We start from the raw sequence: 23033 nt of genomic DNA on the forward strand, positions 1-23033 counted from the left end.
GCTGGAACATAACGATGACCACACCCACGCTGCCCATTTACCTAGATTACGCCGCCACTGCGCCGGCGGATGCCCGCGTGGTTGAGGTTATGCAGCGCTACCTAACGGTTGACCAGCTATTCGCCAACCCGGCTTCGCGCAGCCATATGTTAGGTTGGCAGGCAGAACAGGTGGTTGAGCAGGCCCGCCGCCAAGTGGCCGACGCGATTGGCGCCGACCCACGAGAAATTGTCTGGACCAGCGGTGCCACCGAAGCGGACAACCTGGCGCTGATCGGCTTTATGCGCGCTAACCGCGAGCGTGGCCTACACTTGGTGACCTCGACGATTGAGCATAAAGCCATCGTAGACACGGCCCATGCGCTGGAGAAAGAGGGGTTTGAGGTAACGTGGCTCACGCCTGGGCGTGACGGCTGTATTCAGCCTGAAAAGCTGCGCGAAGCCATGCGCGACGATACTGCACTGGTCTCACTCATGGCGATTAATAATGAGCTGGGCAGCATCAACGATATTGCCGCTTTGGCGGCCGTTGCTCATGAGTTTGGGGCGGCCTTTCATACCGATGCTGCCCAGGCGGTGGGGCGTATTCCCTTAGACGTAGCGGCCCAGCAGATCGACCTGATGTCGCTGTCCGGCCATAAAACCTACGGCCCTAAAGGCGTCGGCGCGCTATATGTGAAGCGCCACCCGGATATCCGCGTAGAGGCGTTAATTCATGGCGGCGGTCACGAACGTGGCATGCGTTCCGGCACGCTACCGACGCACCAAATTGCAGGCATGGGTGAAGCTTTCGCGCTGATGCAACAGCAATACGATGACGACAACGCTCACATTACACGTTTACAGCAGCGCTTTTTGCGCGGACTTGAAGGCGTAGAAGGTGTCTTTGCTAACACACCGCTAGATAATGCGGTTCCCAATATTCTCAATCTGGCGTTTGAAGGCGTCGACGGTGAGTCATTACTGATGGCGCTGCGCGATGTAGCGGTCTCTACTGGCTCCGCGTGCAACTCGGCAAGCGTTGACCCTTCTTATGTACTGCTTGGCATCGGCACGCCCCGCTCGCTGGCGCTCTCGTCGCTGCGCTTTAGCTTCGGGCGTTTTACTACCGAAGCAGAAATCGATCATGCGCTAACGCTCATACGCCACGCAGTGAGCGGTTTACGTACACCGCCCGGTTAAGCGGCTGACTATTTTTAAGGAGAACGCCTCATGGCAACACTCAACATTACCCCGGCTGCCGCACAACAGATTCGTCACGTGCTTGATGAGCGTGGACAAGGCCTAGGCCTGCGCGTTTCGGTCAAGCCAAGCGGTTGCTCCGGCTACAGCTACGTACTCGATTTCGCCGACACCGTTAGCGAAGAAGAAGTCCATTTTCAAGAGCACGGCGCAAGTGTCTATGTGGCGCCTGATGCGGTCGAAATGCTCAACGGTAGCGAAGTGGATTATGTCAGCGAAGGTTTAAACCGCTTTTTCCGCTTCAACAACCCTAACGTCAAAGACGAATGCGGTTGCGGCGAAAGCTTTACTGTTTAGCCTTTGCGCGGACAGCTCTCATCGCCGGTATTCATCCCCCGGCTTAAGCGTTATAATCGCGCCCCTGAATACCTAACATCAGGCAGCCGGGTACTCCCGTGCGCTTGTAAAACGCTAGCTGCTGAAACGCTATTAGCCGAATTATTTTCTAGGCCGCCCCGGCTTTACTGGGGCGGCAATTTTGCTTAGCCCCCATTTATGGAGACCATTTACATGGCTACTGAACGCACTCTTTCTATTATCAAGCCTGATGCCGTTGCTAAAAATGCGATCGGTGAAATCATCGCCCGCTTTGAAAAAGCCGGCCTGAACGTTGTTGCCGCGAAGATGGTTCACCTCTCTGAAGAGAAGGCTGGCGGTTTCTACGCAGAGCACAAAGAGCGTCCTTTCTTTAAAGACCTGGTCGGTTTCATGACCTCTGGCCCGGTCGTTGTACAAGTGCTTGAAGGTGAAGGCGCCATCGCTAAAAACCGTGATCTGATGGGCGCAACTAACCCGAAAGAAGCCGCACCTGGCACTATTCGCGCTGATTTCGCGGAAACAATCGATGCGAACGCTGTCCATGGTTCTGATTCTCCGGAAAGCGCTGAGCGCGAAATTAGCTACTTCTTTGGCAACGACGAAATCTGCCCGCGCTAAGCCTTTCAGGTAGCGCCGCCGCATCTACTTCCGTTGCCGGCCATTTTGCGGGGGCCTCGCCCCCGCCCCTTTCTAAAACGCTGACCGCCATGACCACCACTGTAGCCCAACATACGCCCGCCCCCCGTACTGACGCTGATAGCTCAGACGCCGCCAGCACGCCTGCTGCCAAAGCGACGCCTGAACGTCACAACCTGCTTGGCATGTCCCGCGAGCAGATGGAAGACTTCTTTTTGTCCATCGGCGAAAAGAAATTCCGTGCTGCGCAGCTGATGAAGTGGATTCACCAGGAAGGCAGTGATGACTTTGCTGCCATGACGAATCTCTCCAAGCCGCTGCGTGAAAAACTGGCGCGGGTAGCTGAAATTCGTGGCCCAGCGGTGATCTACGAAGGCACCTCTAGCGATGGCACGCGCAAGTGGGTGCTCGAAGTAGAAGATGGCAGTTACGTCGAAACGGTGTTGATTCCGGCCGAAAATGGTAAACGCCGTACGCTGTGCGTTTCATCTCAGGTGGGCTGTTCGCTGGATTGCAGTTTTTGCTCGACCGGCAAGCAAGGGTTTCAGCGCAATTTAACCGCCGCTGAAATTATCGGCCAGGTGTGGGTCGCCCAGCGTAGCGTTGGCCCGCGTCGCGATACGGCCAACCGCCCTGTCACCAACGTCGTAATGATGGGCATGGGTGAACCGTTGCTCAACTTCGACAACGTCGTACCCGCCATGAAGCTGATGCTTGACGACAACGGCTATGGTTTGTCCAAACGCCGCGTGACGCTGTCGACTTCCGGTGTGGTACCGATGATCGATAAGCTCGGCGATGAGATGGATGTCAGCCTGGCGATTTCGCTGCACGCCTCGACCGACGAGCTGCGCAACGAGCTGGTACCGATCAACCGCAAGTACAATATTCGTGCCCTGCTGGATGCGTGCCACCGCTACCTTGCCAAGTGCCCGGACAATCGTCAGGTCACGATCGAATATACGCTGATCAAAGACATCAATGATCAGCAGGAACACGCCGAGCAGCTCGCGGCACTGCTTAAAGAGCTGCCGTGCAAGATCAACTTGATCCCGTTTAATCCGTTCCCCAACTCAGGGTACGAAAAGCCATCGCGCAACCAGGTCATGCGTTTTCAGCAGTGGTTGTATGACTTGAATTACAACGCTACGGTCAGAACGACCCGCGGTGAAGATATCGACGCCGCCTGTGGTCAACTCGTTGGTCGCGTGAAAGACCGTACCAAGCGCAGCGAACGCTATATTCAGTCGGTACAGCTTGATGCTGACTAAACGTAAACAGGGCTTATCTTGACTTCCGCCTAGCACGGCGCTTTGATGGTCACGGTTTTTATGTAGCATCAGGTTAGTTGTTGGACGTTCACCACAAGAGGATTTACATGATCGCTCACCGCAGGCGCCTACACCCATCACGGGTGCCCATGCTAGCCGTTCTTATCGGCAGCTTGTGGCTAGCCGGCTGTGCTTCGTCCAGTACTCAGACACCTCAAGCCAATCCAGAAGCGGCTGACGCCTACACGCAGTTAGGCGTTGCTTACCTGGAACGTAATAACCTTCCTCGCGCACTCAATGCACTGGACCGGGCACTAGAGATTGCTCCACGCCATGCAGAAGCACTGCAAGCACTAGCGCTGGTTTACCAACGCCAGGGCGAGCGCGCGCTTGCCAACGACTATTTTCAACAGGCGGTTAACGCTGAGCCGGATTACACACGCGCCCGCAACAACTATGCGGCGTTTTTATACGGGCAGGGTCAGTTCAACGCTGCCTGTGAACAGTTAGAGACCGCATCCGAGGATGCCCAGTACGCCAACCGTGCCCAGCTATTTACCAATTTAGGGCAGTGTTATCTGGCACTGGAAGAATTTGATAAAGCACGCGCTCGGTTGGAGCGCGCACAGAGTATTGATCCGCGTAATTCACGCGGTTATTTAATGTTAGCTGAACTCGAATATTCGCAGGGCCATTACACTCAAGCCTGGGCGCCGCTGCAAACCTATTTACAGCTCGCCGAGCCCAACCAAGCAGCGCTAAGAATGGCGGTTGATATCGCCCACGCACGCGGCGAACATGATGTTGCCGCCGAATACCAGCGCTTGCTAGGCAACGACTGACTGATTGGCGCCCGGATCACCGCTTATTTAATGAAGGATGCTCAGCCATGAGCGATACACAGTCACAAGAAAATATTATCGATAGTCCTAACACTAGTGGTAGCGCCTCGCCTGGCGAACTTCTTGCTCGCCAACGCGAGCAGCTCGGCATTCCACTCACCGATGCGGCCCGGGCGCTGAATTTGCGCCCCGCCGTGGTGGAAGGGCTTGAGCAGGATGATTATCAGGAAATCCCCGTCGCCGCTTATCGGCGCGGCTATCTGCGCTCTTACGCCAAGTACCTGGGAATGGATGACCGGCTGGTGCTTGAGGCATACCAAGCCCGTAGTGGCGGCACCGACACCGAACACAAAGTGACGCCGGTCTCCACCGCCAGGCCGCCCTCCCGCATTGGCGCTTGGCTATTTAAGCTGGTTACTTTACTAGTAATCGCTGGCCTTATTGCCGTGACCGTGATGTGGTGGCAAAGCCGAGGCGGCAACGAGCCACCGGGCTTTGGCTCAACTTCCACGGAAGAAACCGCCAATGCCTCGGCGGAGCCAGCTAATGAGCCAGCTGAAGCAGAAAACTCCACGGCTGGCTCAAGCTTCACCAGTGGCGATGAGAACGCAACGCTACCGAGCAATGCCACTAACGTGTCGTCTTCGTCGTCAGTTGCCCAGGATCAAGCCCCCAGCGCGCAGGATGACGCTGACGCCGTTGCGGGTCTTAACGAATCAATCCTGGATAGTGACAGCGGCACGTCCAGCACTGCCGCAGAAAGCGATGAAGCGAACAGTACCGAGCAGAATGACAGTGAACAGCTCGCTACCGAACAAGAGAGTAACGCTGACAGCGAGCAAACCGCCGCTGCAGAGCCAGCCACCAATGCCAATGTGCTTGAGCTGACGTTTAACGAGCAGTCGTGGACTGAAATTTTTGATGCCACCAACCAGCGCATTTTCGTTGGCTTACAAACGCCCGGCACCTCGACAAGTGTCGAAGGTGAGCCCCCTTTTCGTTTAACCGTGGGTAATGCCACCGGCGTTGAACTGCGCTACCAAGGCGAGGTAGTTGATCTTCCCGCCCGCGCAGGCGCCAACAATGTTGCCCGATTCACCTTGGGAGAGTGACCCGTCCTATGCACGCCCCTTCTCCGATAAAACGCCGCCATTCCCGTCAGATTCAGGTTGGAAATGTAGCCGTGGGCGGTGATGCGCCCATTGCCGTACAAAGCATGACCAACACCAACACCCTGGACGTGGCCGCGACCGTAGCGCAAATTCAGCAGCTGGAAAAAGCCGGCGCAGATATCGTGCGCGTCTCCGTGCCGGATATGGACGCCGCCGAAACCTTTGGCCAGATCAAAAAGCTGGTCAATGTCCCGCTGGTTGCCGACATCCATTTTGATTACAAAATTGCCCTGCGCGTTGCCGAGTTAGGCGTTGACTGCCTGCGTATCAACCCAGGCAACATCGGCCGCGAAGACCGAGTACGCGCGGTGGTGAGTGCGGCCCGTGACCATGGAATTCCGATTCGCATCGGCGTCAACGCTGGGTCGCTTGAAAAAGACCTGCAAAAGAAATACGGCGAGCCAACGCCTGCCGCGCTGGTGGAATCTGCCATGCGCCATATTGACTACCTTGATCGCCTCGATTTCCAAGACTTTAAGGTCAGCGTAAAAGCCTCAGACGTGTTTATGGCGGTCGCCGCCTACCGCGACCTTGCCGAGCGCATTGAACAGCCGCTGCACCTGGGCATTACCGAAGCCGGTGGACTGCGTTCAGGCACGGTGAAATCATCGATTGGCCTGGGCATGCTGTTGATGGACGGTATCGGCGACACGATCCGTGTGTCGCTTGCCGCTGATCCGGTGGAAGAGATTAAAGTCGGCTTCGATATGCTGCGAAGCCTCAAGCTGCGCTCTAAAGGGATTAACTTTATTGCCTGCCCCAGCTGCTCACGCCAGAACTTTGATGTTATCAGCACCATGAACCAGCTCGAAGAGCGGTTAGAAGACGTGATGACGCCGCTGAACGTCTCAGTAATTGGCTGCGTGGTTAATGGCCCCGGCGAAGCCAAAGAGACCGATATCGGCTTAACCGGCGGCAGCCCCGCCAACCTAGTCTATATCGATGGCAAACCGGCCAGCAAGCTACGTAACGACCACTTGGTCGACGACCTGGAGCAGCTGATTCGTGAGAAAGTGCGCGAAAAACAGCAGCAGCAAGACGCTATGATCGCCCGCAGCGTTTAACCGCTGGGGCTAGCTGCCAGCCTGGGCAACCAGCGCTAACTGGCAGAATAAGGAGTTTTCATTGAGCAAGTCCGCCGTTAAAAAGATTCAAGCCATCCGTGGTATGAACGACTTATTGCCCAGCGACAGCCCGCGCTGGCAGTTTTTTGAAGCCAAAGTACGCCAGCTCATGCTGCGCTACGGCTTCAACGAAATTCGCACGCCGATTGTTGAGCAAACCGCGCTGTTTGCGCGCTCTATCGGTGAAGTGACCGATATCGTCGAAAAAGAAATGTACACCTTCGACGATCGCAATAGCGAAAGTTTGACGCTGCGTCCTGAGGGCACCGCCAGCTGCGTGCGTGCGGCAATGGAACACGGCCTGCTGTACAACCAAACCCAGCGGTTGTGGTACCAGGGCCCTATGTTCCGTTATGAGCGCCCGCAAAAAGGCCGCTACCGCCAGTTTCATCAAATTGGTGTCGAGGCCTTCGGTTTTGATGGCCCGGATATCGACGCTGAGGTGATTCTGCTTTCAGCGCGGCTTTGGAAAGAGCTGGGACTAATGGAGCACGTTACCCTCGAGCTTAATTCGTTGGGCTCATCTGAGGCGCGTGCGGCCTATCGCGACACGCTGGTGGCCTATTTTGAGCAGCATCATGACGTGCTTGATGAAGACTCCAAACGCCGTTTGACCAGCAACCCGCTGCGCATTCTTGACTCCAAAAATCCGGCCATGGCCGAGATGCTGGATGCCGCGCCGCAGTTGATGGATCACTTGGACGTGGAATCCCGCGAACACTTCGAGCAGCTCACCAAGATGCTTGAAGCGGCAGGTATAGATTATGTAATCAATCCCCGCCTAGTGCGTGGGCTCGACTACTACTGCCGCACCGTGTTCGAGTGGACCACCACCGCACTGGGCAGCCAAGGCACTGTTTGCGCCGGTGGCCGCTACGACGGTTTGGTCGAACAGTTGGGCGGCAAACCTACCCCGGCGGTGGGCTTTGCCATGGGCATTGAGCGGCTAATTCTGCTGCTCGACACCCTGGAACTGATTCCTCAGGATGCACTTGGCGGCTGCGATGTGTATGTGCTCCCGATGGACGATAACGCCACCACGGCGGCAATCACGCTGGCTGAGAATTTGCGCGGTGAACTGCCTGAACTGCAACTGCAACTTCACTGCGGAGGCGGCAGCTTTAAAAGCCGGATCAAAAAAGCCGATAAGAGTACCGCCTCCATGGCGATCCTGCTCGGCGAAGATGAGATTGCACAGCAGTCGGCAACGCTCAAGTTTTTACGCGATGACCGCGAACAGCAGCGTGTGCCGTTAGCCCAACTAGGGTCCACGCTGCGTGAGCTATTAGCCCCTGGCGCTTAAGCCCGCGTCTCGCGTAACCCCTGCAGGCGCCGTGCCTGCTACATACGCCTGTTTGTGCCTACTGTTTGTGCCTACGACAATTGAGAAATAGGAGCCCGCCCGTGGTGGAGCTGAGAAGCGAAGAAGAACAGCTAGACGCGGTAAAGCGCTGGTGGAAAGAGAACGGCATGTCGTTGATTGCAGGCGCTGTCCTGGCGGCGGCGGGGGTATTCGGCTGGAATGCTTGGCAGAACTATCAGCAGGGTCAAGCTGAAGCCGCCTCCATGCGTTATCAGCAGTTGGTTAACATGACCGCTGGCAACGAGCTTGAAGACGACCAACTGGCAAGCGCGCGTGAAATGGTCGTCGAACTGACCGAAGAGCATGGCGACACGTTGTATGCCGAACTCGCCCTGCTGCTTGATGCGCGCCTGGCGGTACAGCAAGGCGACCTGGAAGGTGCGCGTACTGCGCTGGAAAGCGCTGCTGATTCATCGCGTCGTTATGTGCAGAGCCTGGCGTGGCTGCGCCTAGCTCGGGTCGAACTCGCTGACGGCAACCCCACCCAGGCGCATGCGCTGCTGGACGAACCGATCAGCGACGCCCTGGCGGCCCAACGGGCGAACGTGCGCGGCGATGCCTTTGCTGCCCAAGGAGATACTGAGGCGGCTCGTGAGGCATGGGAAACCGCTTTAGAAGTGTCTCAAACCCAAGACCAGCCGCTTTACGGCGTGCAGTTCAAGCTTGATGATCTCGGCGCTGAGGAGGCGACACAATGACTATTAGCACTGTAATTAATCGGGGTATTTCCAAACAGCTGGCACGAGTAAGCGTGGGTGCACTAACGCTGGCACTGTTGGCCGGCTGCGCCAGCAAAGGCGACCCCGCTTTTACGCCCAAAGAGCTGCGTAGCTTCGACGAGACCTCCTCGCTAAACACCCAATGGAAGCGTACTGTAGGCGATGGCTTAGGCCACGCTCGCTACCCCATTGCACCCTCCCGTGAAGGCGATACCGTATTTGCCGCCGACGTTGAAGGCGTGGTGATGGCCATGAATGCCAACAGTGGCGATGTTGAGTGGGAAATCGATCTCGATACCACCATCTCCAGCGCGTTAACGGCGATTGCCGGTCAGGTTTACCTGGCGACCGGTAACGGCGAGGTCATTGCGCTGGATCAAAATGATGGCAGCGAAAGCTGGCGGTCACGGGTCTCTAGTGAAGTGCTTGCCGCGCCCCAGGCCAACCAGCAACTGCTGGTCGTGCAAAGTGTCGATGGCCGTGTCACTGCCTTGGATCGCGCCACTGGTGAAGAGCGCTGGGTATACACCAGCTCACAGCCTTCACTCACCCTGCGCGGTACAGGCACGCCGATGGTAATTGACCCGGTTAGTTTTGTTGGCCTGGCCAATGGCCGTCTCGCCACGCTGGATAACCGCAGTGGCCAACCGCTATGGGATATGCAGATTGCCACGCCGCAGGGGCGTAGCGAAGTTGAGCGCCTGGTTGATCTTTCCGGCCAGCCGATCATCAGCCCCGATGGCCGCCTGTTTGTGACCAGCTACAACGGTCGCGTTGTAGCGCTTGAAGCTACCCAAGGCGATCTACTCTGGGAAGCGAACCTGTCTAGCCGCCATACGCCCATCCTGGTCGGCGATTTACTGTTTGTGGTTACCGATAACAGCCAAGTAGTCGCGTTAGATGCTAACAGTGGCCGTGAAATCTGGCGTAATGACGACCTGCAAGACCGCTGGTTGACCGCGCCCGCCTTTGCCGATGGCCGCTTGGTCGTGGGCGATTTTGACGGTTATCTTCACCTGATTGACGCTCGTGAAGGCAGTATTGTAGGACGCACTCGCGTGCACAGCTCGGGCATCACCGTTCGCCCGGTCACTGAAGGCAGCACCATTCATGTCCAGGCCAACAATGGTCGCCTGGAAACCCTGGAAGTAACTCCATGACACCCGTCATTGCTTTAGTCGGTCGCCCCAATGTGGGCAAATCGACGTTGTTTAACCGCCTAACGCGCTCGCGTGATGCACTGGTGGCCGACTTTCCTGGCCTCACCCGCGACCGCAAGTACGGCAATGGCATGCTGGGCGATAAGGTCTATACGGTTATCGACACCGGCGGTATCAGCGGTGACGAAGAGGGTATCGACGCCGCCATGGCCGAGCAGTCGCTTGCTGCCATTGATGAAGCCGATATCGTCCTGTTTATGGTCGACGCTCGCGCCGGCCTTATCGCCGCAGACCAGGCGATTGCCAACCACCTGCGGGTTAATCAGAAAAAAACCTGGCTGGTGGTGAATAAAACCGACGGGCTGGAAGAGCACTCGGCGATGGGCGACTTCTGGTCGCTGGGCTTAGGCGACCCCTGGCCGATTGCCGCTGCCCACGGGCGCAATGTTTCTACCCTGATGGACGTGGTACTTGAACCGTTTCCCGAACGCGATGCCAGCATCCCTGCCGACACCGGCAGCAAAGGCGTTCGTATCGGCGTGATTGGTCGCCCCAACGTCGGGAAATCGACACTGGTCAATCGCCTGCTGGGCGAAGACCGTGTGGTGGTCTTTGATGAGGCGGGCACGACCCGTGATGCTATCGAGATCCCCTTCGAGCGCCGCGGCAAGCCTTACGTACTGATTGACACCGCGGGTATCCGGCGGCGTAAGAACGTGAGCGAAATCGCCGAGAAGTTCTCCATCATCAAAACGCTGGATGCGATTAAAGAGTCGCATGTAGTGATCATGGTGCTGGATGGTTCCAGCGGCTTGGTGGAGCAGGATTTGCACCTGCTCGACTACGTATTAACCACCGGACGCGCGCTGGTGCTGGCAGTGAATAAGTGGGACGGCCTGGAGAGCGAAGCCAAGGACAAGATGCGCACCGAAGTGAAGCGCCGCCTGGGCTTTGCCGATTACGCCGAGCTCCACTTCATCTCCGCGCTGCACGGCACGGCGGTGGGTGATCTTTACCCGTCGATTGACCGCGCCTTTGATGCCGCTAACGCTCACTGGTCGACCAACCGTTTAACGACCCTGCTGCAGGATGCCGTCAGCCAGAATCCGCCGCCGATGGTACAAGGCCGACGGATCAAGCTGCGCATGGCTCACCAGGGTGGCAGCAATCCACCGATTATCGTTGTCCACGGTAACCAAACAGAGTCATTGCCTGAAGCGTACCGTCGTTATCTCACCAATACGTTCCGCAAGGTATTGAAGGTACGCGGCACACCGATTCGCTTTGAGTTTCGCTCGGGCAGCAACCCGTTTGACACGATGGCGGGCGCCAGCGACAAAGAGAAAGCTAAAAAGCGCGAGCTTAACCGCACCAAAGAGGCGCGCAAAAGCCGTCGTTAATTTTCACGTCACAGCTAGCTCGCTTGGTTATTCAAATTCGCCCGTTTGCATCGTCAAGCGGGCGTTTTGGTCATCCCCTATCCCAGGTAACACCCGCGATAACAGTTTCGCTTGACAGCGTCCGGTTTCGGCCCTCAAATAGCCGCGTTTTTACTCAGCTGTCATTCATACCCACTCCATATCATCCACCCCCATCACCACCCTTGCTGCCCTACTTGTATGCTGCTTTTGCGCTGAGTAGGGGGAGAACGTTATGCTTTATGCTGCTCGCCGCTGGCTAATTCTATTGGGCTTAACCAGCCTGTTAACGGGCTGTCTCGCCCTACCCCAAACTGGCCTCTTTGCGTTTCGTTTGGCGGTGACCTCCCTGGGGGTCGAAGATGTACGCATCGGCCCTTACAGCATTAATGCCGGGCTAGATACGAGTGACTTAACCAGCCTGATTGCTTCCAGCCTGGGCGCGGGCAGCCTGCCCATACAAGCCACCATTGCCATGGGCCTTGGCTTACCTGCTGGCATGCCGCCGGTAGAAATGTCAGGTTTTCGCTGGTCGCTGGATATGCCAGGCGTTGACCCTGTGCAGGGTAACTATGAGCAGGATGTCACGCTTACCTCCGGCGACGATGCCAATTTACGCCTGCCAGTCGCCTTTGATGTGCTGGGAACCGACACCCAAAAAATGGCGCCGATGCTTGAGCTTGCCAGTCAGCTGGCGTCTCAAGGCGAGCTACCGCCCGGTAGCCAACTGGCTATCACGCCAGGCGATCTGCGCGGTTTAGGTATGCGGCTCCCTTCAGGTTTGTTGACACCCACGATTCGCCTAAACGTGGGTGCCGATGGGCAGCTAGTCCCTCAGCGCTGAGGGTTGCTCAGTTCAGCCTCCAACCTCACCCTCCAGGTAGGTTATGATGGGAGGGATTGATTTACTGTTATCAGCGGTTATCTTGTGAGCAAGAAACCCACTCGTCTATAAGGAAACCGTCTCATGCGTTGGCTTCGCCCTATCGCCGTTACCGCTCTATGCGCTTCTATCGCCGCTTGTACCACGTCTCCCACCGGACGTTCGCAGCTATTGCTGCTTTCTGATGGTGAGCTTAATGAGATGGGACGGCAGGCATTTTCTCAATATCAGCAGGAGCTTCCTACTGCCAACCAGGCTAGCCAGCGCTATGTACAGTGCATTGCCGATGCCATCGTCGCGGAATTGCCCGCCGAGCAGCAGCAGCTAGATTGGCAGATTCGCGCATTTGAATCGGAACAGCCCAATGCCTTCGCCTTACCCGGCGGCTATATGGGCGTCAACACTGGCATGCTGGATATCGCGACCACACAAGACCAGCTGGCTTCCGTCATCGGCCATGAGATTGGCCACGTGCTGGCGAACCACGCGAATGAACGCGCCTCTACCGAGAGCGCTACCTCATTGGGCCTGTCAGTGATTTCCAGCACTTCTAGCATGCAGTCCGCCGGTGGCCAGCAGTTGATGGGCGTACTTGGTATGGGCGCACAGTATGGCATCGTGCTGCCGTTCTCGCGGGCGCATGAAAGCGAGGCCGATGTGATTGGTCTGGACCTAATGGCGCAAGCCGGCTTCAACCCAAGTGAGAGCGTCACTCTGTGGGAAAATATGCAGGCAGCCACAGGCGGCGGTGCGCCGCCCGAGTGGATGTCGACCCACCCTGGCCAAGGTCAACGCATTGAAGGCCTGCAAGGCAACATGGATCAAGCGATGGCCCTCTATGAGCAAGCCCGCAACAATGGTCGCACGCCGAACTGCCCACGCCCTTAACGGTTTGCGTTGAGGTTTGACATTCGGCTCTTGAGGTTTCAATGATTAGACTAGGGTTACTGCTGCTGGTGTTGCCGCTGTTTGTGCTGATGGGCGTCTTTTTCTGGGAGTTGAACGATGTACGTGCGTGCCAGCTAGACGGCGGTCACTGGAACTATATCGAGAGTGTCTGTGTTGACACCCCGCAGCCGTTCGTCTCCTGGCTGCAGCGCTCTCCACTGCTCGTCAACGGTGGAATGGTGCTCTCGGTAGTAGGCCTGGTGATGTGCATGGTGGGGTTGTATATAAAACGCGCTAAATGAAGCGTTTTTAGCATCAAAAAAGCGGGGCGGATAATTTATCCGCCCCGCTTTTTTTTCGCTGCACTAACCAGGCGCAATGATTACCAGACTCAATGTTTAATAATTAAGCGATTGGCGCAGTATTTCCCGCACAGGGACGGTATCCGGCCTTACGTTACGCCAGAGAAAAAACGACTCGGCGGCTTGCTCTACCAGCATACCTAGGCCGTCAAGCAGCTTCGCACCACGCGGGCCTGCCCATTGTAAAAATACCGTCGGTTCGGCCCCATACATCATGTCGTAGGCCCAGGCGTTTGGGGCAAATAAAGTATCAGGTAAAGGTGGTAGCTCCCCCGTCAGGCTGGCGCTGGTGCCGTTAATCACCACGTCAAAGACACCACTGACGGTTTCAAAACCACCGCCATGAACGGTGCCCAGATCAGCAAAATCGCTGGCCAGTTGCGCGGCCTTGGTGGCAGTGCGATTAACCACGACGACTTCGCTAGGCTGCTCGGCAAGCAATGGTTCCAGAATGCCACGCACGGCGCCACCGGCGCCTACCACCAGGATACGTTTTCCCGGTAACGCCACACGGTGGTAGGCCAAATCACGTACTAGGCCAATGCCGTCGGTGGTATCGCCGTAGGTGCGGCCATTGCCGCCGAGAATCAGCGTATTGACCGCGCCCGCCCGCCGTGCGCGGTGGCTTAACGTATCGCACAGCGCGAAAGCATCCTCTTTGAACGGGACGGTGACATTGGCGCCGCGACCACCCGCATCAATAAAGGCGCGCCACGCGCCTGCAAAGCCATCCAACGGTGCTTCTTCAGCGGTGTACTCAAGCGCTTGTTGGGTTTGATGGGCAAACTCAGCGTGGAGCAACGGCGACTTGGAGTGCTTGATGGGGTTGCCAAATACGCAGTAACGATCGGTCATGAGAGCTCTCCGCTTGTTCTTTTACCTGCATCCGCAGTGGATTCACCGAGCCAGTCGCGGGGATGCAAGAAGTCTTGCAAGCGCGCTTCGGCGCTGCCGGGCTGTGGTTCAAAGGCGTACTCCCAGCGCGCCAAGGGGGGCATCGACATTAAAATCGACTCCGTGCGCCCGCCACTCTGAAGGCCAAACAGCGTACCGCGGTCCCACACTAGGTTGAACTCCACGTAGCGGCCTCGGCGATAAAGCTGGAACTCGCGCTCGCGCTCGCTCCAGGCATCGTTCTTGCGACGCTCCACGATGGGCAAATAAGCCTCTAGGAAGCTGTCGCCCACCGCCCGCTGCATGGCAAAACAGTCGGCAAACTCGCCTTCATTTAAATCATCGAAAAACAGCCCGCCCACGCCGCGGGTTTCGTCGCGATGCTTGAGATAAAAGTACTCGTCGCACCAGGATTTATAGCGGTCGTAAACGTCGTCGCCAAAAGGATCGCAGGCGGCTTTTGCCACTTGGTGCCAGTGCACAACGTCTTCCATCACAGGATAAAATGGCGTTAAGTCATAACCGCCGCCAAACCACCACACCGGCGGTTCGCCTACTTTCTCAGCAATAAAGAAGCGCACGTTGCCATGGCTGGTAGGAACATGGGGATTTTCAGGGTGCAGCACCCAGGAAACGCCCACCGCGTGGAAGCTACGCCCAGTAAGCTCAGGGCGCGCGGCGGTAGCGGAAGGCGGCAGCTGAGTGCCATAAACATGTGAAAAGTTGACGCCGCCCTTTTCAAATACGCCGCCATTAGTCATCACTCGCGAGCGACCACCGCCCCCCTCTTCACGCTCCCAACTATCTTCTTGGAACTGGGCAGCCCCGTCGGCTTCGGCTAATCCAGCGCAGAGCCTTTCCTGCAGATCAAGAAGGTAGCGTTTAACGTCATCAAGGTGCTCGTGTGCCACGGTAACTCCTGAGGGATAAAGGGTAAGTAGTGGTGCGTAAATCGGAATGAAGTACTGCTTAGGGGCGCATGATTTTGCCAGTGGCTAAATCCCTAATCGTGCTCGGTTTGGCATTGCCGCCTAGCTCGCCTTTCACCACATAAGCCACTTCATCGCCAAAGATTGAAGTGATTTCAGCGGCACTCATGGCGGGCGGCTCCCCGGCACGATTAGCCGACGTCGATACCAACGGGCCGCCGAAGGCTTCACATAGGGCTTTCATCAGCGGGTGGTCGGTGACACGCAGCGCCACGCGTTCGTGGGCGCCGCGCACCAGCCCATGGCTGCGGCCATTATCAGGTACCAGCCAGGTGTTCGGGCCCGGCCAGCTTGCCGCGAGAGGTGCATGCAGCGCTAGAGGAAGTTGACTCAACCAGGGTTGGAACTGCTCGATACTGGCGGCAACGAGAATGACCCCTTTAGCCGGGTCACGCTCTTTCATGCGCATCAGGTGCGCCAAGGCTTCGTCGTTTTCGGGATCACAGCTAAGCCCCCAAACTGCTTCAGTGGGGCAGGCAATCACTCCCCCGGCACGCAGCGCGCTAATCGCTGGGGCTAGATCAGTCGCCAAACTCATGGTCTCTCCTCACGGCTAACATGCCTTTAATGGGGTTATCCTATCATGGCCTCGGCAACCGCACCCAGCCTCCCGCCTGCTGGCTTACCCAACCGTCTAATTCAAGCATCAGCAGGCGTTGCTGGCAGTCGCTGACCGTCACGCCGGTGGTGTGCACCAAGAGATCAATCGGCGTTGGGTTGGCCGACAACGACGTTAACAATGAATCGGGTAAGCTATCGTCTGACAAGCTATCGTCTGACAAGCTTTCGGCAGGCAAGCTTTCATTGGACAAGCTATCAGGAAGAGGTGCTTGCTCCGATGGCTTGTCTATCGTCGCAGGCGGGATAAACGCCTCCGCCCAGTGGCCAAGATCGGCGATGATATCGTCGACGCTACACGCCAAATGAGCCGCCCCTTGACGCAGTAGTGCCAAACAGCCGCGGGCCTGCACGTTGTGCAGCGAACCGGGCAGCACGAACAGCTCGCGGTTTTGCTCTAAGGTGAGCCGCGCGCTGACCAACGATCCGCTTTTTTCGGTGGCTTCGACCACCAGTGTGCCGAGCGAAAGGCCAGTAACAATTCTATTGCGGCGCGGAAAAAACGCTGGGCGGGCCACGGTTCCAGGCGAGTGCTCTGACAACAACAGCCCACCGGGCAGACGACTGAGCTGTTCATGAAGGTCACGATGGGAGGCGGGATAGATCACATCCACACCGCAGCCGAGTACCGCCACCGTGCTTCCACCGGCGGCTAAGGCCGCACGCTGGGCAACGCCGTCCACCCCTAGCGCCATGCCACTCACCACGCACCAGCCGCGGCGGGCCAGGTCACGGGCAAACGTTTGAGCATTGTGGGTGCCTTCCCCCGTCGGGCGGCGGGTGCCCACCATGGCCAGTTTGGGGCCTTCCAGCGCACCAAGATCACCCTGAGCCCAGAGCACTACGGGTGGGTCGGGCAACTCATTCAGTAGTGCAGGCCAAGCGGGGTGGTCACGATGCAGCAGATGCCGGTTTGCGCCGCTTTGCTGCCACGCCAGGGCCTCATCAATGACCTTTTGCAACGGACTACGGGCCGGGTGTTCTAGCCACAGGCGCAGCTCGCTGGCCGCACGACTAGGTAATGCTGCCAACCACCCTTCTGGCCACTGAGGTTGGCGGGCTACTAATTGTGCAATACGCAGCGCGCCCATACCGGGTAATGCATTGACCGCCAGCCATGCCTGAGCGTCCATACCATCTCCTTATCAACACGTTTGCCGCCCGCTAGTTAGCCGGTGACGCGACTTGATCACCTACTTCCAATACGCGGGATGCCTGCATCACTAGTGCGTAGCTAACGTGATCATAGGGTTTAAACACCATCACAATGCCTGCCTCGGTGCTGGGTAGTCGCACCAGCTCCTGGGTCCGGGGGTCATTGATTAACTCCCCTTGTTGATTTACCCGCAGCACATGGCCCGCCTGCAAGCCATCCAGGGTGCCCAGATCCAACGCGACAATTTGGTAGCGGCCAATAAAACGCACGCCACCGGGTACGGCAATAATATGCCCTTCAACCGGATTTAACGGTGCGCGGGGCATAAACTCACTGCTTAGCTCGCGCTCTTCCAGTGGCAAGACAATATCGTTAACGCGCACTTCCTGATGGGAGCTAATGACTTCAAGCTGGACAATATCGCCCTCACTGCTGATATGTCGGGCGACGCCTACATTGATCAGCTCCAGTCCAAGCGGTGTGCCATCCATCGCCTGATAGGGCTCCGATTGTCGGTAGATACCCACCTCGCCATGGCGCGGCACCTCCCCTCGCACATAGATACGGTCACCGGCACCGCTGATCAAGCGGCGATCATTACCGGCGACCACATAAGCCAGCTCCTGCAACTCAGCAGCATCATCCACGACGCGATGTTCGCGTAAAAAAGCCCGCGCCACCTCCATGGGAATCGGCGCAATCGCCTCCCGGTGAGGCAAGGTACGCACCTGCGGCGAAAGCTTCACCACATTTTGACCACGTTCCAGCGCTAAACAGGGGGAACCCTGACAGTCGTTAAGCACCAGTACATCACCTGGGTAGATCAAGTGCGGGTTAGCGATCTGAGGGTTGTGCTGCCACAACTGGGGCCACTGCCAGGGGATGTGCAGAAAACGCCCGGCGATATCCCAAAGCGTGTCACCTGACACCACCTGATAGCGCTCAGGCGCATCACTACGCAGGCGCTCCCACGCGGCAGCATCGAAACTTACCAGCATCACTGCGCTCAGCAGCCAACCACTTAAAGCCCCGCCATAGGCGTGTCGTTTCGCCGCCATCCTGCTCTCCCCTGTGAGTGTGTCATTATGAATATTCTATTATTGATAACACGTCCCTCGCCTTAGCCACCCATGCCCAGAAACGTTGACAGCATGATATAGTGACCCATCATAAAGTACCTAGGTGAGAAGACGCTCGTCACTGCCTAGCTTGACTTAATTTAGACTCAGCATAACGGTGATTGTAACGCCATGGCCAAACTTCCTATTCTTGAATTCCCCGATGAGCGCCTGCGCACCAAGGCTGCTGCGGTGGAAACCGTCGATGATGAAGTGCGTAAACTCGTCGACGATATGCTGGAGACCATGTATGACGCCCGTGGTATCGGTCTCGCCGCGACGCAGATTGATGTCCATCGGCGTGTGGTCGTCATGGATGTCAGCGACGATAACTCCCAGCCGCTGGTGCTCATCAACCCGCGCTATACCCCCACTGGCGACGAGAAAGAGCTGCTATCGGAAGGCTGCCTGTCGATTCCCGAGCATTACGCCGAAGTGCCGCGCTACCTGAAAGTGCAACTCAACGCGTTGGATCGTAATGGCGATGCCTACGAACTAGAAGCGGAGGGCCTGCTGGCACACTGCATCCAGCACGAGTACGACCATCTTGAGGGCGTGCTGTTTGTGGACTACCTGTCGCCGCTTAAGCGCGACCGTATCCGCAAAAAAATGCAGAAACGCCATAAGCAGATGCAGGACGCCTAACACTTATCTCATTCACGCCAGGTAGCCCTCTTTATATGTCCCGATTGCGCGTTGTTTTTGCCGGCACGCCTGAATTCGCTGCCTCTAGCCTTTCCGCGCTGCTGGAAAGCCAGCACGAGGTGGTGGCAGTGTATACCCAACCCGACCGCCCCGCGGGTCGCGGCCGCAAGCTAACCCCCAGCCCGGTCAAACAGCTGGCGCTGGAACACAGCTTGCCTGTCTACCAGCCCCAAACGCTAAAACAGCCCGAGGCTCAAGCCGAGCTGGCCACGCTCAATGCCGACATTATGGTCGTTGTGGCCTATGGACTGCTGCTTCCCCAGGCCGTGTTGGATATTCCGCGCTTAGGCTGCGTTAACGTGCATGCCTCGCTGCTGCCCCGCTGGCGCGGCGCTGCCCCCATCCAGCGGGCAATCGAAGCGGGCGATAGCGTATCGGGCGTCACCATCATGCAGATGGACGCTGGTCTGGATACCGGTGCAATGCTCTCAGAAGTGCGCACGCCGATTACGCCACGCACCACCGGCGGCGACTTGCATGACCGCTTGGCGATTCAGGGCGCCAATGCGCTGATCAACACCCTGGATGATCTGGCCACCGGCTCCGCTCACGCCACGCCTCAGCCCGAGGAAGGCGTCACCTATGCCGCCAAGCTGAGCAAAGCGGAAGCCGAGCTCGATTTTGGCCAGCCCGCGCATCAGTTAGCCAGTAAAATCCGCGCGTTTAACCCTTGGCCGGTGGCCTGGTGTGCGCTGGGTGATGATCGCCTACGTTTGCTGATGGCGAACGTAGAAGAAGGTGAGCAGCCACCAAGCGCCCCAGGCACGCTACTTGAGCATGGCGACGATCATCTACGCATTGCCTGCGGCACCGAAGGACGCGAAGTATTGTGTATCACCAGCGCGCAACTGCCCGGCGGTAAAGCCATGGCCGTGCGAGAGCTACTTAATGCACGCCACGCGCGCCTTGCCACCGGCACTCGTCTTGGTGCTCATCTTGACACTCGTCTTGATAAACCAGCGGCTCAGGCCAGCGAAGGAGAAACACCATGAGCCAAAAGCGCTCCCCTCAAAGCGGTGGCAGTGGCCAGGAAGTTCGCGCTGCTGCGGCCCGCGCGCTGGCCCCGGTACTCAGCGACCAAGGCTCACTGGCGGGGTTGGACGAGCACAGCGTGGTCGCTCGTGACAGAGGCTTGCTCAAAGAGCTCTGTTTTGGCACCTGCCGTCGCTTACCGCGTCTTGAAGCGTTAGCGGGCGTGCTGCTTAAGCAACCGTTTAAGAAGCGCGACAGCGATGTTCAGGCGCTGCTGCTGATAGGTATCTATCAACTGCTCTACATGCGCATCCCAGCACACGCGGCGGTAGGCGAAACCGCGGGCGCTGCGCGCTTACTGAACAAAGAGTGGGCCACCCGCGTGCTCAACGGTTGCCTGCGTCGCCTGCAGCGCGAATCCGAGGCACTTCAGGCCCAGGTAGACCGGGATGAGAGCGTCGCGCTAGAGCATCCGCCGTGGCTACTTAACGCCTTGCGTCCGGCGTGGCCGGAGCAGTGGCGCGCGATTATTGAAGCCAACAACCACGCTGGCCCGATGACATTGAGGGTGAACCAACACCACAACGACCGTGAAGCCTACCTGTCGCTGCTCACCGAGCAAGGGCTAAGTGGCCACCTGTGCCCACATGCCCCGGACGCCATCACGCTGGAAACGGCCTGCGATGTGATGTCGCTGCCTGGCTTTGAAGAAGGCCACGTCAGCGTTCAGGACGAGGCCGCTCAGCTATCGGCGGTGTTGCTAGGCCCGGTGCTCGCGCCACGCCCCGGTGCCCACGTGTTGGATGCTTGCTGCGCCCCCGGCGGCAAAACAGCCCATTTGCTCGAGCTGTTCGACATCAACCTGACCGCGATCGATAGCGATAATCAGCGCCTGGCACGGGTGGAAGACACCCTCAGCCGACTAGGCGTAGAGGCCGTTCTTCAGCATGCCGATGCCACCGAGCGCGACTGGTGGAACGGCACACCGTTTGATGCCATTCTGCTCGATGCCCCTTGCTCGGGTACTGGGGTCATTCGACGCCACCCGGATATCAAAAAGCTGCGCCGTAAAGACGATATTCGCCCACTGGCCAAGCTTCAGCGCCAGCTGTTGGATAATTTGTGGCCAATGCTGCGCGAAGGCGGCACCCTACTCTACGCCACCTGCTCGGTACTGCCGGAAGAGAACAGTGAGCAGATCGAAGCGTTTCTTGCCCGCACGCCTGACGCTCATGTTACTACACCTAACGACGTTGCCTGGGGCATTCCCAGCGGAGCGGGGCGCCAATTGTTTCCGGCGCAGAGCAGTCACGATGGCTTTTTTTATGCCAGACTAGAGAAGCGGTCTGCCTAGGCGCTAACTGATGCCAGGGCAGTGAATTTCAGACAAGGAAGGAGACATTATGAGTCATCACACCTACAAGCATGTAGAACTGACCGGATCTTCCGAGAAAGGTATTGAAGAAGCGGTACAGAATGCATTGGCCAAAGCATCAGAAACGATTAAGCACATGCGTTGGCTAGAAGTGGTCGACACCCGTGGCCACATTGAAGATGGCCAAGTGGCTCACTGGCAGGTCACGGTCAAAGTCGGCTTTACGCTAGAATAATCCTCACCTGCTTTTCAGCGGCGGCTGGTTTACACTGGCCGCCGTCTTTATTGCAGCGCATGATAAACGCTCCTGAATGAAAGTTTACGTCTTGAACGTCAGGACTGGGTCTTAAGACTGCCTCCTGGTCTTAGCGACATCGCGCTGGCGCTTTTAATGGAACCGATGCTCAGCAATGAAAATCATCATTCTCGGCGCCGGCCAAGTCGGCGGCACCCTGGCAGAACACCTCGCTCGCGAGGAGAACGACATCACTGTCGTTGATACCGACGCCAAAAAACTGCGCGACCTACACACCAAACTCGATATCCGCACCGTGACCGGCGCGGGCTCTTACCCTATTGTGCTGCGTCAGGCAGGCTGCGAAGACGCCGATATGCTGATCGCCGTCACCAACAGCGACGAGATCAATATGATCGCCTGCCAGGTCGCCCATACGCTGTTTCGCACTCCGACCAAGATCGCCCGGGTGCGTGCTACGGCGTATTTAACCCGTAAAGGCCTTTTTGCCCACGAAGCGATTCCCATTGATGTCCTCATCAGCCCCGAGCAGGTGGTCACCGACCACGTGCGCCGCCTGATTGAACACCCCGGTGCGTTACAGGTATTGGAGTTTGCCGGTGGTCTGGTGCAGCTGGTGGCGGTAAAGGCATTCTACGGCGGCCCGCTGGTGGGTCAGGATTTAGCCTTTCTACGCCGCCATATGCCCAACGTGGATACCCGCGTGGCCGCCATCTATCGCCGTAGCCGACCGATTATCCCCCGCGGCGATACAGTCATCGAAGCCGACGATGAGGTTTTCTTCCTGGCCGCTCGCCGCGATATTCGCGCGGTGATGAGCGAGCTACGCCGGGTCGAGCGTGATTTCCGCCGCGTCGTCATTGCCGGGGGCGGTAATATCGGCGAGCGGCTGGCGGAGCATTTGGAGCATAGCCACCAGGTCAAGATCATCGAGCACAACTTGGAACGCTGCACCACGCTCTCTGAGCGGTTGGATCGCACCGTGGTGCTCCATGGCAGCGCCACCAGCAAGCGCCTGCTGGAAGAAGAGAACATCGAAGAGTGCGATATCTTCTGCGCGCTGACCAACGACGACGAAGTCAATATCATGTCGTCGTTGCTCGCCAAGCGTTTAGGCGCCAAGAAGGTGCTGACACTGATTAACAACGCCGCTTACGTAGACCTGGTGCAGGGGGGCGAGATTGATATCGCCATTTCGCCCCAACAGGCGACCATCGGCAGCCTGCTGACCCACGTGCGTCGCGGCGACATCGTCAACGTGCACTCGCTGCGACGGGGTGCCGCCGAGGCCATCGAAGCGATTGCCCACGGTGACAAGCAGTCCTCTAAAGTGGTCGGCCGTACTATCCGCGAGATCGGTCTGCCCGAGGGCACCACCATCGGCGCGATTGTGCGCGGTAAAGAGGTCATCATTGCCCACGGCGATGTGATGGTTGAGAGCGGCGACCACGTGATTCTGTTTGTGATCGACAAGCGCCGCATCCGAGACGTAGAGCGCTTATTCCAAGTCGGTCTCACGTTCTTTTGATAACCCCCGAACCACTGCCGCTGGC

At 57.7% G+C, this 23033-nt stretch carries 24 protein-coding genes; 19 read left to right on the plus strand and 5 right to left on the minus strand.

Annotated features, from left to right (window positions below; translation table 11 throughout):
- Window positions 1-14 precede the first annotated feature (14 nt).
- The 14 genes from CXF87_RS16015 (at window position 15) to CXF87_RS16080 (ending at window position 13337) form a co-directional block, all read left to right on the plus strand.
- Entirely contained in the window at window positions 15-1181 is a 1167-nt protein-coding gene (locus CXF87_RS16015; protein ID WP_101147311.1) for an aminotransferase class V-fold PLP-dependent enzyme, read from the plus strand.
- 30 nt (window positions 1182-1211) lie between these two features.
- Window positions 1212-1538 carry a HesB/IscA family protein gene (locus tag CXF87_RS16020; RefSeq protein ID WP_008959762.1) on the plus strand — a complete coding sequence of 109 codons (327 nt, stop codon included), beginning with the start codon at window positions 1212-1214 and terminating at the stop codon, window positions 1536-1538.
- A 213-nt stretch (window positions 1539-1751) separates the two neighbouring features.
- Window positions 1752-2177, plus strand: coding sequence for a nucleoside-diphosphate kinase (gene ndk, locus CXF87_RS16025; protein ID WP_008959763.1), 426 nt, complete (start codon window positions 1752-1754; stop codon window positions 2175-2177).
- An 89-nt stretch (window positions 2178-2266) separates the two neighbouring features.
- Complete coding sequence (gene rlmN / locus CXF87_RS16030; RefSeq protein WP_101147312.1) at window positions 2267-3466, plus strand: 23S rRNA (adenine(2503)-C(2))-methyltransferase RlmN; 1200 nt, start codon at window positions 2267-2269, stop codon at window positions 3464-3466.
- A gap of 107 nt (window positions 3467-3573) precedes the next feature.
- Window positions 3574-4308, plus strand: a complete 735-nt coding sequence (gene pilW / locus CXF87_RS16035) for a type IV pilus biogenesis/stability protein PilW (RefSeq protein ID WP_101147313.1) — start codon at window positions 3574-3576, stop codon at window positions 4306-4308.
- Between the two features lie 47 nt (window positions 4309-4355).
- On the plus strand, window positions 4356-5420 hold the full coding sequence (locus CXF87_RS16040) for a RodZ domain-containing protein (RefSeq protein WP_101147314.1): 1065 nt from the start codon (window positions 4356-4358) through the stop codon (window positions 5418-5420).
- Window positions 5421-5428: 8 nt separating this feature from the next.
- Window positions 5429-6544, plus strand: a complete 1116-nt coding sequence (gene ispG / locus CXF87_RS16045; protein WP_101147315.1) for a flavodoxin-dependent (E)-4-hydroxy-3-methylbut-2-enyl-diphosphate synthase — start codon at window positions 5429-5431, stop codon at window positions 6542-6544.
- 61 nt (window positions 6545-6605) lie between these two features.
- The gene (gene hisS, locus CXF87_RS16050; protein WP_101147316.1) at window positions 6606-7907 is read left to right on the plus strand and encodes a histidine--tRNA ligase; all 1302 of its coding nucleotides are present in this window, start codon (window positions 6606-6608) and stop codon (window positions 7905-7907) included.
- Window positions 7908-8008: 101 nt separating this feature from the next.
- Window positions 8009-8665 (plus strand): YfgM family protein, encoded by a 657-nt coding sequence (locus tag CXF87_RS16055; RefSeq protein ID WP_101147317.1) that lies wholly within the window; start codon window positions 8009-8011, stop codon window positions 8663-8665.
- Window positions 8662-9846, plus strand: a complete 1185-nt coding sequence (gene bamB, locus CXF87_RS16060; RefSeq protein WP_101147318.1) for an outer membrane protein assembly factor BamB — start codon at window positions 8662-8664, stop codon at window positions 9844-9846. Before CXF87_RS16055 ends, bamB begins: the two co-directional genes overlap by 4 nt.
- A complete protein-coding gene (der, locus tag CXF87_RS16065; protein WP_035564598.1) occupies window positions 9843-11246 on the plus strand; it encodes a ribosome biogenesis GTPase Der in 1404 nt (467 codons plus the stop codon). The genes bamB and der overlap by 4 nt, the downstream gene beginning before the upstream one ends.
- A gap of 253 nt (window positions 11247-11499) precedes the next feature.
- Complete coding sequence (locus tag CXF87_RS16070; protein WP_101147319.1) at window positions 11500-12108, plus strand: hypothetical protein; 609 nt, start codon at window positions 11500-11502, stop codon at window positions 12106-12108.
- A gap of 123 nt (window positions 12109-12231) precedes the next feature.
- On the plus strand, window positions 12232-13035 hold the full coding sequence (locus tag CXF87_RS16075; protein ID WP_101147320.1) for a M48 family metallopeptidase: 804 nt from the start codon (window positions 12232-12234) through the stop codon (window positions 13033-13035).
- A 41-nt stretch (window positions 13036-13076) separates the two neighbouring features.
- Window positions 13077-13337 carry a hypothetical protein gene (locus CXF87_RS16080; protein WP_008959774.1) on the plus strand — a complete coding sequence of 87 codons (261 nt, stop codon included), beginning with the start codon at window positions 13077-13079 and terminating at the stop codon, window positions 13335-13337.
- A 96-nt stretch (window positions 13338-13433) separates the two neighbouring features.
- Here CXF87_RS16080 and aroE read toward each other — a convergent pair whose 3' ends face one another.
- From aroE to CXF87_RS16105, 5 genes are read right to left on the minus strand one after another with little or no spacing between them, the layout of a single operon-like run.
- The gene (aroE, locus tag CXF87_RS16085) at window positions 13434-14252 is read right to left on the minus strand and encodes a shikimate dehydrogenase (RefSeq protein ID WP_101147321.1); all 819 of its coding nucleotides are present in this window, start codon (window positions 14250-14252) and stop codon (window positions 13434-13436) included.
- Window positions 14249-15202: an oxygen-dependent coproporphyrinogen oxidase gene (hemF, locus tag CXF87_RS16090; RefSeq protein WP_101147322.1), complete on the minus strand. Its 954-nt coding sequence runs from the start codon at window positions 15200-15202 to the stop codon at window positions 14249-14251. Before hemF ends, aroE begins: the two co-directional genes overlap by 4 nt.
- 58 nt (window positions 15203-15260) lie before the next feature.
- Window positions 15261-15818: an L-threonylcarbamoyladenylate synthase gene (locus tag CXF87_RS16095; RefSeq protein WP_101147323.1), complete on the minus strand. Its 558-nt coding sequence runs from the start codon at window positions 15816-15818 to the stop codon at window positions 15261-15263.
- A gap of 43 nt (window positions 15819-15861) precedes the next feature.
- Window positions 15862-17031: a DNA-processing protein DprA gene (gene dprA / locus CXF87_RS16100; protein ID WP_101147324.1), complete on the minus strand. Its 1170-nt coding sequence runs from the start codon at window positions 17029-17031 to the stop codon at window positions 15862-15864.
- A gap of 31 nt (window positions 17032-17062) precedes the next feature.
- Window positions 17063-18112 carry a LysM peptidoglycan-binding domain-containing protein gene (locus CXF87_RS16105; protein WP_101147325.1) on the minus strand — a complete coding sequence of 350 codons (1050 nt, stop codon included), beginning with the start codon at window positions 18110-18112 and terminating at the stop codon, window positions 17063-17065.
- Window positions 18113-18304: 192 nt separating this feature from the next.
- Between CXF87_RS16105 and def the strand changes: the two genes are divergently transcribed.
- From def to trkA, 5 genes are all read left to right on the plus strand, one after another.
- Window positions 18305-18817, plus strand: a complete 513-nt coding sequence (def, locus tag CXF87_RS16110) for a peptide deformylase (RefSeq protein WP_101147326.1) — start codon at window positions 18305-18307, stop codon at window positions 18815-18817.
- Window positions 18818-18852: 35 nt separating this feature from the next.
- On the plus strand, window positions 18853-19869 hold the full coding sequence (gene fmt / locus CXF87_RS16115; protein ID WP_101147327.1) for a methionyl-tRNA formyltransferase: 1017 nt from the start codon (window positions 18853-18855) through the stop codon (window positions 19867-19869).
- Window positions 19866-21203 (plus strand): 16S rRNA (cytosine(967)-C(5))-methyltransferase RsmB, encoded by a 1338-nt coding sequence (gene rsmB / locus CXF87_RS16120; protein WP_101147328.1) that lies wholly within the window; start codon window positions 19866-19868, stop codon window positions 21201-21203. The genes fmt and rsmB overlap by 4 nt, the downstream gene beginning before the upstream one ends.
- Before the next feature lie 49 nt (window positions 21204-21252).
- Entirely contained in the window at window positions 21253-21459 is a 207-nt protein-coding gene (locus CXF87_RS16125; protein ID WP_008959783.1) for a dodecin, read from the plus strand.
- A gap of 175 nt (window positions 21460-21634) precedes the next feature.
- Complete coding sequence (gene trkA, locus CXF87_RS16130) at window positions 21635-23008, plus strand: Trk system potassium transporter TrkA (RefSeq protein ID WP_008959784.1); 1374 nt, start codon at window positions 21635-21637, stop codon at window positions 23006-23008.
- The last annotated feature ends 25 nt before the right edge of the window (window positions 23009-23033 follow it).

This window comes from Halomonas sp. MES3-P3E (assembly GCF_002836035.1).
Lineage (GTDB): Bacteria > Pseudomonadota > Gammaproteobacteria > Pseudomonadales > Halomonadaceae > Vreelandella > Vreelandella arctica.